Annotated in this window: 17 protein-coding genes; 10 read left to right on the forward strand and 7 right to left on the reverse strand. The window is 63.6% G+C overall.

The features are described 5' to 3' along the window. Nucleotides 1–10 precede the first annotated feature (10 nt). From rph to AZF01_RS12795, 5 genes are all read left to right on the forward strand, one after another. Nucleotides 11–733, forward strand: a complete 723-nt coding sequence (gene rph / locus AZF01_RS12775) for a ribonuclease PH (RefSeq protein ID WP_024708270.1) — start codon at nt 11–13, stop codon at nt 731–733. A 10-nt stretch (nt 734–743) separates the two neighbouring features. Then, nucleotides 744–1,151 (forward strand): VOC family protein, encoded by a 408-nt coding sequence (locus tag AZF01_RS12780; protein ID WP_024708269.1) that lies wholly within the window; start codon nt 744–746, stop codon nt 1,149–1,151. 103 nt (nt 1,152–1,254) lie between these two features. Further along, entirely contained in the window at nt 1,255–1,899 is a 645-nt protein-coding gene (gene rdgB / locus AZF01_RS12785; RefSeq protein WP_024708268.1) for an RdgB/HAM1 family non-canonical purine NTP pyrophosphatase, read from the forward strand. Beyond that, on the forward strand, nt 1,896–3,083 hold the full coding sequence (gene hemW / locus AZF01_RS12790) for a radical SAM family heme chaperone HemW (protein ID WP_024708267.1): 1,188 nt from the start codon (nt 1,896–1,898) through the stop codon (nt 3,081–3,083). Before rdgB ends, hemW begins: the two co-directional genes overlap by 4 nt. A 104-nt stretch (nt 3,084–3,187) precedes the next feature. Continuing rightward, nucleotides 3,188–3,535, forward strand: coding sequence for a hypothetical protein (locus AZF01_RS12795; RefSeq protein ID WP_152534528.1), 348 nt, complete (start codon nt 3,188–3,190; stop codon nt 3,533–3,535). Nucleotides 3,536–3,804: 269 nt separating this feature from the next. Here AZF01_RS12795 and mnmA read toward each other — a convergent pair whose 3' ends face one another. From mnmA to wrbA, 3 genes are all read right to left on the reverse strand, one after another. Then, nucleotides 3,805–4,998 (reverse strand): tRNA 2-thiouridine(34) synthase MnmA, encoded by a 1,194-nt coding sequence (gene mnmA / locus AZF01_RS12800; protein ID WP_024708265.1) that lies wholly within the window; start codon nt 4,996–4,998, stop codon nt 3,805–3,807. Between the two features lie 95 nt (nt 4,999–5,093). Further along, complete coding sequence (locus AZF01_RS12805) at nt 5,094–5,960, reverse strand: N-acetylmuramoyl-L-alanine amidase (protein ID WP_051424065.1); 867 nt, start codon at nt 5,958–5,960, stop codon at nt 5,094–5,096. A gap of 141 nt (nt 5,961–6,101) precedes the next feature. Beyond that, nucleotides 6,102–6,701 (reverse strand): NAD(P)H:quinone oxidoreductase, encoded by a 600-nt coding sequence (gene wrbA, locus AZF01_RS12810; protein ID WP_024708263.1) that lies wholly within the window; start codon nt 6,699–6,701, stop codon nt 6,102–6,104. 206 nt (nt 6,702–6,907) lie between these two features. On the opposite strand from wrbA, the gene AZF01_RS12815 reads away from it, so the two are divergent. The 3 genes from AZF01_RS12815 (at nt 6,908) to gpt (ending at nt 9,348) form a co-directional block, all read left to right on the forward strand. Then, the gene (locus tag AZF01_RS12815) at nt 6,908–7,651 is read left to right on the forward strand and encodes a competence/damage-inducible protein A (protein ID WP_024708262.1); all 744 of its coding nucleotides are present in this window, start codon (nt 6,908–6,910) and stop codon (nt 7,649–7,651) included. 142 nt (nt 7,652–7,793) lie between these two features. Beyond that, nucleotides 7,794–8,636, forward strand: a complete 843-nt coding sequence (locus AZF01_RS12820) for a universal stress protein (protein ID WP_024708261.1) — start codon at nt 7,794–7,796, stop codon at nt 8,634–8,636. Between the two features lie 214 nt (nt 8,637–8,850). Beyond that, on the forward strand, nt 8,851–9,348 hold the full coding sequence (gpt, locus tag AZF01_RS12825; protein WP_024708260.1) for a xanthine phosphoribosyltransferase: 498 nt from the start codon (nt 8,851–8,853) through the stop codon (nt 9,346–9,348). Nucleotides 9,349–9,433: 85 nt separating this feature from the next. Here the strand turns inward: gpt and AZF01_RS12830 are convergent, their stop codons facing one another. The 3 genes from AZF01_RS12830 to AZF01_RS12840 form a co-directional block, all read right to left on the reverse strand. Further along, nucleotides 9,434–9,640 (reverse strand): hypothetical protein, encoded by a 207-nt coding sequence (locus AZF01_RS12830; protein WP_024708259.1) that lies wholly within the window; start codon nt 9,638–9,640, stop codon nt 9,434–9,436. Between the two features lie 76 nt (nt 9,641–9,716). After that, complete coding sequence (locus AZF01_RS12835; RefSeq protein WP_024708258.1) at nt 9,717–11,030, reverse strand: replication-associated recombination protein A; 1,314 nt, start codon at nt 11,028–11,030, stop codon at nt 9,717–9,719. Continuing rightward, nucleotides 11,027–12,502, reverse strand: coding sequence for a Do family serine endopeptidase (locus AZF01_RS12840; protein ID WP_244435557.1), 1,476 nt, complete (start codon nt 12,500–12,502; stop codon nt 11,027–11,029). The genes AZF01_RS12835 and AZF01_RS12840 overlap by 4 nt, the downstream gene beginning before the upstream one ends. Before the next feature lie 163 nt (nt 12,503–12,665). Here AZF01_RS12840 and AZF01_RS12845 point away from each other — a divergent pair, with 163 nt between their 5' ends. Both AZF01_RS12845 and AZF01_RS12850 read left to right on the forward strand, forming a co-directional pair. Then, entirely contained in the window at nt 12,666–13,049 is a 384-nt protein-coding gene (locus AZF01_RS12845) for a lysozyme inhibitor LprI family protein (RefSeq protein ID WP_024708256.1), read from the forward strand. 211 nt (nt 13,050–13,260) lie between these two features. Beyond that, nucleotides 13,261–13,629, forward strand: coding sequence for a lysozyme inhibitor LprI family protein (locus AZF01_RS12850; protein WP_024708255.1), 369 nt, complete (start codon nt 13,261–13,263; stop codon nt 13,627–13,629). Nucleotides 13,630–13,726: 97 nt separating this feature from the next. Here the strand turns inward: AZF01_RS12850 and ilvD are convergent, their stop codons facing one another. Continuing rightward, a complete protein-coding gene (gene ilvD / locus AZF01_RS12855; RefSeq protein WP_024708254.1) occupies nt 13,727–15,562 on the reverse strand; it encodes a dihydroxy-acid dehydratase in 1,836 nt (611 codons plus the stop codon). Between the last annotated feature and the right edge of the window lie 131 nt (nt 15,563–15,693).

Here is a 15,693-nt window from a genome sequence, read left to right on the forward strand (position 1 = left end):
GGACCACACCATGCGGCCATCAGGCAGACAACTCAACCAGATGCGCAACGTTTCCTTCGAGCGCGGCTTTTCCAAGCACGCGGAAGGCTCCTGCTTCGTCAAATTCGGGGATACGCATGTGCTGTGCACCGCCTCCCTCGAAGAGCGCGTTCCGCCGTGGCTGCGCAATGGCGGCAAGGGCTGGGTGACCGCCGAATACGGCATGCTGCCGCGCGCGACCGGAGAGCGCATGCGCCGCGAGGCTTCCTCCGGCAAGCAGGGCGGCCGCACGCTGGAAATCCAGCGCCTGATCGGCCGCTCGCTGCGCGCCGTCGTCGATCTGGAAGCCCTTGGCGAACGCCAGATCAGCGTCGACTGCGACGTCATCCAGGCCGACGGCGGCACCCGCACCGCCTCGATCACCGGCGCCTGGATCGCGCTGCATGACTGCCTGAAATGGATGGAAGCCCGCAGCATGGTCAAGACCGACAGGGTGCTGAAGGACCATGTCGCGGCGATCTCCTGCGGCATCTTCGCCGACCAGCCGGTCATTGACCTCGACTATCTCGAGGACTCGTCCGCCGAGACCGACGCCAATTTCGTCATGACCGGCGCCGGCGGCATTGTCGAGATCCAGGGCACCGCCGAGGGCAAGCCCTTCTCTCAGGACGAGTTCCTGACGCTGATGGACCTTGCCCGCAACGGCATTTCCGAACTGGTGGACCTGCAGAAGAAGACCATCGCCGGAGCCTGAGGATACCGTCATGCCGATCGCTGCCATTCTGGAAACAGCACTCTATGCCGACGACCTCGATGCCGCCGAGGGCTTTTACGGCGGCATTCTCGGGCTTGAGAAGATCACCCGCGTCGACAATCGCCATGTGTTCTTCCGCTGCGGGCAGGGCGTGCTGCTGGTCTTCAACCCGGACGAGACGGAAAAGCCGGCAAGTCCGGGTGCGCTGCCCGTGCCGACCCACGGCGCGCGCGGCCCCGGCCACGTCTGCTTCCGGCTTGAAGGAGACGATTTCGACGCGATGATCGACCGGCTTGCGGCCAGCGGCATCACGATCGAAAGCGATTTCCTCTGGCCGAACGGCGCCCGCTCGATCTACTTCCGCGACCCCGCCGGCAACAGCCTGGAATGCGCCGAGGCAAAGCTCTGGGGGTTGTGATGGCAAAGTCTATCCGCCTCCCTTCAATCTCCCCCCTTTGAGGGGGAGATTGTTTGGGGGCTCTGCGGCCAAAACTTATCACCCTGCGTTATTGGGAACTGACATGCGCAAACTCGAAACCAAGACCATCGTCGTTGCCAGCCACAATGCCGGAAAGATCGCCGAGATCGCCGAACTGATCGGTCCGCTCGGCTTTTCGGCCAAGTCGGCGGCCGAGCTTTCCTTCGACGTGCCGGACGAAACCGGCACGACCTTCGAGGAGAACGCCGCGATCAAGGCGCTGGCCTCTGCGCAAAAGTCCGGCCTGCCGGCGCTTGCAGACGACAGCGGCATCGCCGTCGACGCCCTTGACGGCGCGCCCGGCGTCTACACCGCCGACTGGGCCGAAACGGCTGATGGCAGCCGCGACTTCATGATGGCGATGGAAAAGGTGGAAAAGGCGCTTGCCGAGAAAGGCGCGACAGCGCCCGAGGCCCGCGCCGCCCGCTTCGTCTGCGTGCTCTGCCTCGCCTGGCCCGATGGCCACACCGAGACCTTCCGCGGCGAAGTGGAAGGCAATCTCGTCTGGCCGCCGCGCGGCGAAAAGGGCCATGGCTATGACCCGGTGTTCCAGCCGAAGGGCCATGACAGGACGTTCGGCCAGATGGAGCCGTCCGAAAAGGCCAATGGCGGCCCGGAAGATGGCGGCGCGCTGTCCCACCGCGCCCGCGCCTTCAAGCTGTTCACCGAAACGGGACTTGCGCCCTGACAAACGACCCGGTAGCCATTTCAGGCATCAATGGCGATGACGGCGAGCCGGGTTTCGGCGTCTATCTGCACTGGCCGTTCTGCGCGGCCAAATGCCCCTATTGCGACTTCAACAGCCATGTCCGCCACCAGCCGGTCGACCAGAAACGCTTCGTCGCCGGTTTCCTGCGTGAAATCGCCCATATGCGCGCGCTTTCCGGGCCGCGCACGGTTACCAGCATTTTCATCGGCGGCGGCACGCCCTCGCTGATGGAACCGCAGACGCTGGGCGCGATCCTCGAGGGCGTCGGCGCGGCATGGCATGTGCCGGACGGGATCGAGGTGACGCTGGAAGCCAATCCCTCCAGCGTCGAGGCCGAACGCTTTCGCGGATACCGCGCCGCCGGCGTCAACCGCGTCTCGATGGGCGTGCAGGCGCTCAACGACAAGGAGCTTCGGTTTCTCGGCCGTCTGCACACTGTCGAGCAGGCGCTTGGCGCTATCCGTCTGGCGCGCGACATCTTCCCGCGCATGTCCTTCGACCTGATCTATGCCCGGCCCGGCCAGAAGCCGGACGACTGGGAGCGTGAACTGAACCAGGCGATCGATCTTGCCGCCGACCACCTGTCGCTCTACCAGCTGACCATCGAGGAAGGCACGCGCTTCTTCGATCTCTATAACAGAGGAAAACTCCTCGTCCCCGACGACGATCAGGCGGCGCATCTGTACGAGGTCACGCAGGCGGTGACGGCAGAGCGCGGCCTGCCGGCCTACGAGGTTTCCAACCATGCCCGTCCGGGTGCGGAAAGCCGGCACAACCTCACCTATTGGCGCTATGGCGATTATGCCGGGATCGGCCCCGGCGCGCACGGGCGGCTGGAAACGGCGTCGGGCAAGATCGCGACGGCGACGGAGAAACACCCCGAGACCTGGCTGCAGGCGGCCGAGACCAACGGCCACGGCGTGACCGAGGAAACAGTGCTTTCTCAAGAAGAGCAGGCCGACGAACTTCTCCTGATGGGGCTTCGGGTGAAGGAAGGCGTCGATCTCGCCCGCTGGTCCTCGCTTTCCGGCAAGCCGATGGATGCCGAACGCGAGGATTTTCTTCTGAAACTCGGCCTGATCGAACGGATCGGCAATGCCCGCCTGCGCGCGACGCCGGAAGGCATGCTGCTTTTGAACCGCATCGTCGCGGAACTATCCTGACGCCGGGGTTGCAAACTGCTATAACCACACCCGGAACCGGCCAGGCCGGCCGCGCGTTCATCCTCACGAACCGCAAGAGCATCGCAGCGAAGAAAGACCGTCAGATGGCAAGTTCAGGCTACACCCACCGCATGATCCGCGACCGGCTGAGCGCCGCCGTCTGCATCATCTTCGGCATCTATATGGGCTATCTTGCCCATTCCGACGGCGTGGCGCTCACCCCGTCGCTGTTTTACGGGCTGGTCGCCTTCGTCCTGCTTGCCATGCTGCTGATGATCCTCAGGAACTTCATCTACGCCCTGATCCTCGCCGGACTGATCGTCTGGCTCGCCGCCTATCTCGGCTTCGGCTGGGCCGACCAGCTGATCGCCTATGTCGAACAGCTCCTCAGGCTAGGCTATCAGGAATCGCTGAAACTGTTCATGTCCGCCGAACAGCCGATCGCCACCTGATCGACGCGGTTTGTCGACAAAGCCTGTCCCGCTCTCCGCCGTCATGCTCGGGCTTGTCCCGAGCATCTAAGCACGTGTCAACGCGACAAGCGTCTCGGACGAAAAAACATATTTAAATCAATATCTTAAGAAACGCCAACGCCGCTCGTGCGGAACTGTGGCTAGATCCTCGGCACAAGGCCGAGGATGACGTCCGTAAAAATTGATAGGCTTGTTAACAAACTTTGCCGATCACGATATGACCCGCTGGCCTACCGCCACCATGACATTCAGGCCGCGAGCCCGTCCATCAGGCTCTTCAGCGCCGCCTCGGCCTCCGCCGAACGCTCCGAACGGTCGATGAAGCCGCCGCCGAAGACGCGGGCGTCATTGCCCGGCGCGTCATAAAGCACGCAGGCCTGGCCGCTGGCGATCCCCGCCTCGCCTTCCAGAAGATCGACATAGACGCCGTTCTCGTCCGCATGCAGCATGACCGGCAGCGGCGGACGCGTGGAGCGCACCTTGGCGAAACAGGAAAATCCGTCCGCCGCCGCCGCTTCAAGCGGCCCGTCGCCCAGCCAGTTGACGTCGCGCAGATAGATGCGGCGCGTCTCCAGCGCCTCGCGCGGGCCGACGATGACGCGGCGCGAACGGGCATCGAGATAGACCACGTAGAGCGGTTCGCCGGTGGCAACGCCAAGCCCCTTGCGCTGGCCGATCGTGTAGCGCACGATCCCTTCATGCCGGCCGAGCACGCGTCCGTCGAGATGCACGATCTCGCCGGAAAGTTCGGCATTCGGCCGCAGCTTGGCGATCACGTCGGAATATTTGCCCTGCGGCACGAAACAGATGTCCTGGCTGTCCGGCTTGTCGGCGACGATCAGGCCCATTTCCTCGGCCAGCCGCCGCGTATCCGCCTTCGGCAGGCCGCCCAGCGGAAACCGCAGGAAATCGATCTGCTCCTGCGTGGTCGCAAACAGGAAATAGCTCTGGTCGCGCTCCGCATCCACCGGACGGTAGAGCGCGCGCCGCATCGGGTTCTCCGGCGTCGGGTTCGGTTTGGAGCGGATGTAATGGCCGGTCGCCAGCGCATCGGCGCCAAGCTCCCTCGCGGTTGTCAGAAGATCGGCGAACTTGACCGTCTGGTTGCAGGCAACGCAGGGGATCGGCGTCTCGCCGGCAATATAGCTTTCGGCAAACGGGTTGATCACCGTCTCGCGAAACCGCGCCTCGTAGTCGAGCACATAATGCGGAATGCCGAGGCGTTCGGAAACCCGACGGGCGTCGTCAATGTCCTGTCCCGCGCAACAGGAACCGGCGCGGTGCACCGCCGCGCCGTGATCGTAAAGCTGGAGGGTGATGCCGAGGACGTCATAGCCCTCGCGCTTCAGGAGCCCGGCCACGACCGAGCTGTCGACGCCGCCGGACATGGCGACGACAACGCGCGTCGCCTCCGGCTTCTTGTCAAAACCAAGTGAATTCATGATCCGCCAGTCCAGTTCAAGGTTGGATGTCAAACCGTTTATGTTGGCGCTGATATAGAGGCCCTGCCGGCTGGACGCAAGCAGAGCCTTTATGCTCAGGCGGCGATTACCGGCGCGATATAGGCCGCATGCACCCAGCCGGTGACCACGCCCTCCCGGCCGTCGGGGCTTTCCGGCGCGACGAAGGCCCAGTCTCCCTGCCGCTGCATGACCTTCACCCGCGTCCCCTTCAGAAGCGTTCCCGGCGGCACGACCTTCTCGAACGCCGCGCCCGGGCCGCCGCGCAGGTTGAGCCGCCCCGCCGTCACCACGGCCGCGGGCTCGCGGTCGTCTGCCTCACCGAGAAGCGCCCGGAAACGCTCCATCGGAAAGGCGGGGCCGGGATCGGTCTTCCAGCCGCGCGTATCGATTTCCTCATGGCTGACGATTGCCCGGATCGGATACTGACCGACAAGCGCCTGAACGACGTCGATCCCGGTCGCAATCTGCGTCTCCGGGTAGAACGGCCAGGCAAAGGCGCCGGCCCCGACGCGGGCATGCGGCGCTAGGTGATAGCCGCCCGCCTTTTTCAGCGCCCGCTCGGAAAAGCGCTTGCCATAGGCATCGGTGAAATCGCCAAGCCCGTTCGGCTTCAGCCAGCCGGGATTGACGAATTCAATGCCGACTGAATGGGCGTTCAGCCCTTCAAGCGTGCCGTAGCGCGACGGCCCGGCATGCCAGGCGGTGCGGTTGAAGGGCGCGATCTGCCAGGCCGTGCCGTCACGGTCGATCACCACATGGGCGCTCGAGCCGCGATTGGAGGCGCCTGCCGCCGCCCCCATCAGCCAGTCGCGGCTCGCCGCCCCGTTCCAGCCGGTGGTGTAGTGCAGCACGATGATGACCGGCGGGGTCGTCCGCCAAGCGCCGAGATTGGAAGATTGACCGTACCAGATGCCCGGAATTCTGTGATTTTCGATCCGCATCGCGCGGCTCCTTCCTGCTTTTTGAAACTGCAGGAATCCTAAGCGTCGCGGCCGATCCGGGAGGCGGCGGGGAAAACAGGGGACAAAAAAACGCGCGGGTCCAAAGACCCGCGCGCTTTCAAAATTTCAGCGAAAAACGGCTCAGGCAGCGAGCTTGGCGGCGACCTTGGCGACGTGACCGCCCTGGAAGCGGGCAGCCTCGAGCTCGACGGCCGACGGCATGCGCGAACCGTCGCCATCGGTGATCGTGGAGGCGCCGTAGGGAGAGCCGCCCTTGATCTCGTCGAGGCCCATCTGGCCGGCAAAGGCGTAAGGCAGGCCAACAACGACCATGCCCTGGTGAAGCAGGGTCGGGATGAAGCCGAGAATGGTCGATTCCTGGCCGCCATGCTGGGTGGCCGAGGAGGTGAAGACCGAGCCGACCTTGCCGACGAGCTTGCCGGTTGCCCACAGCGCGCCGGTCTGGTCGACGAAGTTGCGCATCTGCGAGGCCATGGTGCCGAAGCGGGTGCCGGCGCCGAAGATGATGGCGTCATACTGGTCGAGTTCGTTCGGATCGGCGATCGGCGCGTCCTGGTCGAGCTTGAAATGCGACGCCTTGGCCACGTCTTCCGGCACCAGTTCGGGAACGCGCTTGATGGTTACCTCGGCGCCTTCGGCGGCAGCGCCTTCGGCAACGGCCTTGGCCATGGCTTCGATATGGCCGTAGGCCGAGTAATAGAGAACGAGAACTTTAGCCATTTGAAAACTCCAGTTGGACGGATTTGAAATCTGTACCCCGCAGATAGGCCTTCGGGCGCAGCGAAGTCCAGAGGCCGCGGCATAGACGCAGTGTTCACCCAATCGGCGGCAGAGACGCTTTGCTGCCGCGGCGGGCTTGAAGAAACGCAACCGAGGGTCCAAAACGTGAAAACAAGCCTGCTTCAACCGAACACGGACCAACCACAATGAGCGAAGACGACAATCCGACCGCGGCGATGCTCGCCATCGGCGACGAACTCCTGTCCGGCCGCACCAAGGACAGGAATATCGGCCATCTGGCAGAAGCGATGACGCTCATCGGCATCGGCCTGAAGGAAGTGCGGATCGTCGCCGACGACGAGGCCGCGATCGTCGAGGCTGTCAATGCGCTGAGGGAGCGCTACACCTATGTCTTCACCTCCGGCGGCATCGGCGGCACCCATGACGACATCACCGCTGATTCGGTTTCCGTCGCCTTCGGCCTGTCCTGCATCTACAATGACGAGGCGATGAGCCGGCTTGCAGCCCATTACGAGCGGCGCGGCATAGACTTCAACGCGTCGCGCCAGCGCATGGCGCGCATGCCGGAAGGCGCGACGCTGATCGACAATCCGGTCTCCACCGCGCCCGGTTTCGTCATCGGCAATGTGCATGTGATGGCGGGCGTGCCCAGCATCTTCGAGGCGATGCTCGACAATGTCATGCCGACGCTCAAGGGCGGCGCGCCGCTCGTCACCAAGACCGTGGAATGCCCCTTTGGCGAGGGCGACATCGCGGCGCGACTCGGGGAAATCCAGAAGTCCCATCCGAAGACCTCGATCGGCTCCTATCCCCGTTTCTCCTCCGAAGGGTTTCGCACCCAGCTCGTCGTCCGGGCAAGGGCGGAGGCCGATGCGGAGGCGGCGGCCGCGGATATCCGCGCCATGCTCGAGGCGATGGAAGCCGGTTGATTCCCGTGTCGCCTTACCCGAAAGGCGCGTTTCCGCCCTTCGCATTTTCTGGCATTAGGCATAGACTGTCGAAGCAGCAACGGCCGGCGCGTGAGCCGGCATGTCATACGGGTGGGAGCCAAGCCCGAGAGGAGTGTTTCAGATGACCTACAAGACCATACTCGCCGTCATGGAATCACCGACGCAAGCCGGCGGCTTCCTCGATTACGCCGTTGAAATCGTTCGCTCCTTCGACGCACACGTGATCGGCCTCCATGCCGAGACCGTGAACCCGACGCCGATCATCGCGCCGATGGAAATCCCCGATCCGATCTCGATCCAGTCGCTGCAGGACATGGCCGAAAAGCGCAGCGCCGAACTGGGCGAGATCTTCCGCAAGCGCGCGGAACGCGAGGGCCTCTCCCACGAGTGGCGCAAGATCGTCTCCGCCTCCGGCTTTGCCGGATCCTCGGTCATCGACAGCGCCCGGTCCTGCGATCTGATCATCGCCCCGCAGGTCAGCCCCGACGCGCCCGGAGACGCCCGCGCCGATTTCGAGAGCTTCCTGTTCGAAAGCGGCCGGCCCGTGCTGCTGGTGCCGCATGTCGACAAGGTGGCAAAACCCTTCAACCGCGTGATGGTCGCCTGGAACGGCTCGCGCGAGGCCGCGCGCGCCACATTCGATGCCCTGCCCTTCCTGAAAAAGGCCGGCGAGGTCGAAATCTTCTCGGTCAACCCGCATGACAGCAACGACCAGGAAAGCGGTCTCACGGGCGCGGAAATCGCCGCGACGCTCGCCCGCCACGGCGTCAATGTGACGGCCACCAGCGCCCATGCCGACAAGGCGAAGGCAGCAACCATCATCGAGAACCGCCTGTCCGACAATTCCGTCGACCTTCTGGTCATGGGCGCCTATACGCATTCCAGACTGTGGGAACTGCTGTTCGGCGGCGTCACCCGCACGCTGCTGGAATCGATGACGGCGGCAACGCTGATGTCGCGCTGATCCGGCGACGCGCCATCTTTCCGCTGGCTGCAGGCCCGCATGTCTTGCCTTTTGGAGACGAATGCGGCTAATAGCGATGCCCAACGGCAGGCCGTCGCCTGCCCCGGGCATCGCAGACGCGTTTTCATGCTCCCGGGGCAGGACGGATGCCACAGGGCCGGACGGAGTTGTCGGCCGTCAAACCCTTTGCGTCACCCCTGTCCCGGAGCCTTTCATGTCCCTTCCCGAAAAAGCCTTTCCCGTTTCCTGGGATCAGTTTCACCGCGATGCGCGCGCGCTTGCCTGGCGCCTGTCCGGCCTTGACCAGACCTTTCACGCGATCGTCTGCGTCACGCGCGGCGGCCTCGTGCCGGCGGCGGTGATCTCGCGCGAACTGGAAATCCGGCTGATCGAAACGGTCTGCATCGCCAGCTATCACGACTATACGAGCCAGGGCCAGACGAAGCTTCTGAAGGGGATTTCCGAGGAATTGACGAAGACCGGCGGCGAAGGCGTGCTGATCGTCGACGACCTGACGGACACCGGCAACACGGCGCGGGAGGTGCGCGACATGCTGCCGAAGGCGCATTTTGCCTGCGTCTATGCCAAGCCCCAGGGTGTGCCGACCGTCGACACCTTCGTCACCGAGGTCAGCCAGGACACCTGGATCTACTTCCCCTGGGACATGGGCTTCACTTATCAGGAGCCGATCAAGAAGGGCCCGGCGCAGTAAGCCAAGCCATTTCACAACGCGGAAACAACAAACGCCCGACCGGCTTCCCGTCCGGTCGGGCGTTTGCGTCGCGCGGCAGGGGGGATCACCGCTTGCGGAGACGGGCACGGGCTGCGGGCGCGAGATAGTGGGTCAGCACGGGTCCCGCGACCCAGGCGATCAGCAGCATCGCGGGCAGCAGGAAGATGCGTGCGTCATAGAGCGGCGGCACGGTGAGGATCACCGCGACAACCGCGGCGCAGCCGATGGCGATAACGATGTAAGCAAGAACGCGGGCAGGCAGGTTATCCATGGCAGTTCTCCCTTGGTTTTGCATGGTAAACGCCACGTGAAGAAAAGAGTTCCCGCGAGGACAGGCCAAAATCGCTTCAGCTCTTGCTGCGCTCGCGCCTGAGCTTTTCCCACCATTGCAGGCGCTTGTTGATCTCGCGCTCGAAACCGCGCTCCGGCGGACCGTAGAATTTCATCCGGCCCATTTCGGTGGGAAAATAGTCCTGACCGGAAAAGGCATCCGGCTCGTCATGGTCGTAGCGATAGCCGTCGCCGTAGCCTTCCGATTTCATCAGCTTGGTCGGCGCGTTGAGGATGTGTTTCGGCGGCAGCAGCGAGCCGTGCTCCTTTGCCGCGCGCATCGCCGCCTTGAAGGCGGTATAGACGCCGTTCGATTTCGGCGCGGTGGCGAGATAGACGCAAGCCTCCGCCAGCGCCAGTTCGCCTTCCGGGGAGCCGAGATAGTCATAGGCATCCTTGGCGGCGTTGGCGATGACAAGCGCCTGCGGATCGGCAAGGCCGATATCCTCGGATGCCATGCGCACCAGCCTGCGGCCGAGAAACAGCGGATCCTCGCCGGCATCGAACATGCGGGCGAGATAATAAAGGGCCGCATCCGGATCCGATCCGCGCACGGATTTGTGCAGGGCCGAAATCAGGTTGTAGTGCCCGTCCTGGCCCTTGTCATAGATCGGCGCGCGGCGCTGGACGATGTTCATCAGGCTTTGCGGGTCGAGCCGCTCATCGGCGCGGGCCGAACGCCAGACCTCTTCCGCAAGCGTCAGGATCGCGCGCCCGTCGCCATCGGCCATCATCACCAGCGTCTCGCGCGCGGCATCATCGAGCGGCAGCGCCCTGCCCTCCGCCTCCTCCGCGCGCTTCATCAGTTCGGCAAGGCTTTCGGCATCATGGGACCGGAAGGTCAAGACGCGGGCGCGCGACAGAAGCGCGGCATTGAGCTCGAAGGACGGGTTTTCGGTGGTTGCGCCAACCAGGATGATGGTGCCGTCCTCCATCACGGGCAGGAAACTGTCCTGCTGGGCGCGGTTGAAACGGTGGATCTCGTCGACGAACAGCAGCGTCTGCCGCCCGTTCATGCGCCGGGCGCGGGCAGACTCGAAGACCTTCTTCAGGTCCGCCACGCCGGAAAAGATCGCCGAGATCTGCTCGAAGGCGAGACCGGCCTCGCCGGACAGGAGCCGCGCGACCGTGGTCTTGCCCGTGCCCGGCGGCCCCCAGAAGATCATCGAGCCGAGCGAGCCGGAGGCGATCATGCGCGTCAGCGCGCCGTCCGGCCCGGTCAGATGCGGCTGGCCGGTCACCTCGCCAAGCGTCTTCGGGCGAAGCCGGTCGGCGAGCGGTCGCTTGTTTTCGATGTCCTCGGGGACGTGCGGGGCAAAAAGGTCGCTCATCTGAATATCTGGTTTATCATCCGGCCGCCGCGATTGATGGAAAGACGCCAGTAACCGGGCTTCTCGTCCGCCATATCCTCAAGCGTCTCGGTGTTGTCGATCGGCGCGTCATTGACGGCGACAATGACGTCGCCCCTGGCAAAGCCGATCCGCTGGGCCGTGGAGCCCTGTTCGATATCGCTCACCACCACTCCATCATCGATCCCCGAAAGGCGCAACTCCTCGGCGACGCGCGGCGAGACGTTTTCCACCGTAAGCCCTGAAAAGGGCGAGGAACCGTCGATCACGCGGGTGTCGCGCGGCGGATCCTCAGGCGCCAGATCAAGAGGCAGGGCGACGTGGGTCACCTGCCCGTCCCGCTCGACCGTCAGGTCCGCGGTGTTGCCGATGCCGGCAACGGTCAGCCGGTAGAGCAGCGCATCGGGATGTTCGACCGGAATGTCGTTGACCGCAACGATCACGGAACCGGGTTCAAGACCGGCCTTTTCCGCCGGACTGCCCGGACGGGTGGCGGAAATGATTGCGCCGCGCGCCGCCTTCAGTCCCAGCGCCTCGGCAATATCGGATGTGACGGGGCCGAAGGTGGCGCCGACATAGGGCCGCTGGAAGCGCGTTTCGCCGTCTTCGGCCGCCTTCAGGAACACTTTCACCATGTTGGCGGGAATGGCGAAGCCGACGCCATTCGAGCCGCCGCCGGAGGAGAAGATGGCGGTGTTGATGCCGATCAGCTCGCCCTTCATGTTGAGTAGCGCGCCGCCGGAATTGCCGGGGTTGATCGCCGCGTCCGTCTGCAGGAAGAAGCCGAATTCGCCGTCATTGACGGCATTGCGCGCGCGGCCGGAGATGATGCCGCTGGTCACCGTCTGGCCGACGGCAAAGGGATTGCCGATGGCAAGCGAGATATCGCCGACCTCGACATTGTCCGAATTGCCGATCGGCACGGTGGGAAAATCCTCGTCCGCCTCGATCTTCAGCACCGCAAGGTCGTAACGGTCATCCTTCAACAGCACCGTAGAGGGAAATTCGCGGCCGTCGGCAAGGGCGACGCGCACATCGTCCGCCCCGGCGATCACATGATTATTGGTGATCACCATGCCGTCGCCGGTCACGATCACGCCGGAGCCCAACGACGTCTGCCGCTCGGATCGCCCCGGCATCTGATCGCCGAAGAACCGACCGAAAAACGGATCGGAAAACAAGGGCGACATCCGCCGCTGGACCATGCGCTCGGCATAGACATTGACGACGGCGGGCGCCGTCTCCTTCACCAGCGGCGCGTAGGAGAGCATCACGTCTGTTTGCGCCGCGGGCACCTGCCGCTCCTGCGCGAACACCTGATTGCCGGAAAGCGCCAGCGCAATCGAAAGCGCGCCGGCCACGGCAAGGCGCCTTGACCTGATCCGCGACCGCTGCGAGGCGGGGCGAACTCCGGTGTCTGAGATCATCGGCTCGTTCATCACATTCATTGGCATTCAGAATTCCTTCATGTGTCACGACATAGCCTTGCCGGCGCTATAGAGATGGTACGCCGGGCGGAGAATCAAGGCTAGAAAGCCTCTTTGGCCAAAGCATGATTTCGCCGCAATTGCCGCTGGGTATTAATACCGGCCGGAAATCAGTGATGAGGAGATTAGAATGAACCGAAAGTCCTATCTCGCATTCGGCGGCCTGCCCGCCGCCATGGCGCTTGCGCTCACGCTTTCGCTTTCCGCCCCCTTCGGCGGCAACGAGGCACGGGCCGCCAGCTTCGACTGCTCGGCCTCCGGCCTCAACGCCAACGAGAAAACCATCTGCGACAACCGTCAGCTCAATGATGACGACGTGAAGATGGCGACCATGTACACCATGCTGAAGGGCCTCTTCGCGATGGGCGTTTCCGGCAACATGGCCGACGACCAGAAGGCCTGGCTCAAAACCCGCGAAGCCTGCGGCACCGACGTCTCCTGCATCGAAAAGGCCTATGAAGTGCGCATCGGCCAGCTGCAGAAGCTTTATGACGGGATCGACAAGCCGCTTTGATGTCAACGCATCGGGCGCCCATGGCGAGCCGCCCGATGCGCATTCCCCTTTCCCGCGTCAGCCTGGCAAAAAGATTTGCCTGTGCCCGTCGCGCCTGCGGCCGGATTTTCGCCGGTTTTTCCAGACATCAACGAGACGGAGCATTCGCGTTAAAATTGCAGCGAGAATGCCCTCCTTTGCGACTTTTCGCATTGTGAACAGGAGAAACCAGATGAAGAATTTCAAGCGATATGGCCGTTCGTCGGCCCTTCTTGCGGCGGGACTGGCGGTGGCGAGCCTCGCCACCATCGCCGCAACAACCGGCACTTCGGCACAGGCCGCCAGCTTCGACTGCAAGCTGAAAGACCACCTGACGCCAAACCAGGCAACCATCTGCCTGACCCCCAAGCTCAACCTTATGGATAGCGAGCTCGAACTGCTCTACAAGCACACCATCAAGGACAAGCCGCCGGTCTTCGTCAACGCCCAGAAGATCGCGCAGGAGGTCTGGCTCAAGGAAAGAGAGGCCTGCGGCATCGACAAGGCCTGTCTCGAAAAGGCCTATCAAAGCCGCATCAACGCCCTGAAGAAATTCAACTAAGTGTGTGTGAAAGGCTGCGGCCTCGACGCTCCTGATTGACAAAAAGGCGCGGCCCTCAGGGACCGCGCCTTCTGCATTCTTAAAACCACTCCCTCGCCTATTCCGGCAGGATCCTGACCGCGCCCTTGTCGGCGCTGGCGGCAAACGCGGCATAGGCCTTGAGCGCGGTCGTCACCTTGCGGCGTCGCGGTTGTTCCGGCTTCCAGCCCTTTTCGTCCTGCGCGCTGCGGCGGGCTTCAAGCTCCGAGGGCGAGATGCGCAGGTTGATGGTGCGGCCCGGAATATCGATGTCGATCATGTCGCCGTCGCGCACGAGGCCGATGGCGCCGCCATTGGCCGCTTCCGGCGAAGCGTGGCCGATGGAAAGGCCGGACGTGCCGCCCGAAAAGCGGCCGTCGGTGATCAGCGCGCAATCCTTGCCGAGACCCTTCGACTTCAGATAGCTGGTCGGATAGAGCATTTCCTGCATGCCCGGCCCGCCCTTCGGGCCCTCATAACGGATGACGACGACGTCGCCGGCCTTCACCTCGTTGGAGAGAATGCCCTTGACCGCCGCGTCCTGGCTTTCGAAGACGACCGCGGGGCCTGAGAATTTCAGGATGCTCTCGTCGACGCCGGCCGTCTTCACGATGCAGCCGTTGAGCGCGATATTGCCCTTCAGGACGGCCAGCCCGCCATCCTTGGAGAAGGGATGCTCGGCGCTGCGGATCGCGCCGGACACGCGGTCGAGATCGAGCTCGGCCCAGCGGCGGTTTTGCGAGAATGCCTCCTGCGACGGCACGCCGCCGGGGGCTGCCATGTAGAAATTGCGCACGCTTTCCGAATTGGTGCGGACGATATCCCACTGGTCGATCGCATCGCCAATGGTGGCCGAATGCACCGTCGGGCTTTCGCGCTTGATCAGGCCCGCCCGGTCCAGTTCGCCGAGAATCGCCATGATGCCGCCGGCGCGGTGAACGTCTTCCATGTGGACGTCGTTCTTCGCCGGCGCGACCTTGCACAGGCAGGGCACATAGCGCGACAGCCGGTCGATGTCGTCCATGGTGAAGTCGAGTTCCGCCTCGTGGGCAGCAGCCAGGATATGCAGCACCGTATTGGTCGAACCGCCCATGGCGATATCGAGCGTCATGGCGTTTTCGAACGCCGCCTTGCTGGCGATATTGCGCGGCAGCGTGCTCTCGTCATCCTGCTCGTAATAGCGGCGGGTGATATCGACGATCTGGTGGCCGGCCTCGACGAACAGGCGGCGGCGGTCGGCATGGGTTGCGAGCGTCGAGCCATTGCCAGGCAGCGAAAGGCCAAGCGCTTCCGTCAGACAGTTCATCGAATTGGCGGTGAACATGCCGGAGCAGGAGCCGCAGGTCGGGCAGGCCGAACGCTCAATCGTCTGAACGTCGTCATCGGAAATCCGGTCATCGGCGGCGGCGACCATGGCATCGATCAGATCGAGCGCCTTCTCCTTGCCGTTCAGCACCACCTTGCCGGCCTCCATCGGGCCGCCGGAGACGAAGATCGTCGGGATGTTGAGGCGCAGAGAGGCCATCAGCATGCCGGGGGTGATCTTGTCGCAATTGGAGATGCAGACCATGGCATCGGCGCAATGGGCATTGACCATGTATTCGACGCTGTCGGCGATGATCTCGCGCGACGGCAGCGAATAGAGCATGCCGTCATGGCCCATGGCGATGCCGTCATCGACGGCGATGGTGTTGAATTCCTTGGCAACGCCGCCGGCCGCCTCGATCTCGCGGGCGACAAGCTGGCCAAGGTCCTTCAGGTGCACGTGACCCGGCACGAACTGGGTGAACGAGTTGACGACGGCGATGATCGGCTTGCCGAAATCGCCTTCCTTCATGCCGGTCGCGCGCCAGAGACCGCGCGCGCCGGCCATGTTGCGTCCATGGGTGGTCGTTCTGGAACGATAGGCTGGCATGGGTCTTCCTTTCCAAAAATTTCGGGCGTCGGTACGGGAGCTCCTCTTCTCCGTACAGCCCTTTTCGGGCGAAAATCCGCCGTATTGAGTGTGTCGTAACGCAATTCACGAGGCCTGTCACTATCGCTTGG

Source organism: Martelella sp. AD-3 (assembly GCF_001578105.1).
GTDB lineage: Bacteria > Pseudomonadota > Alphaproteobacteria > Rhizobiales > Rhizobiaceae > Martelella.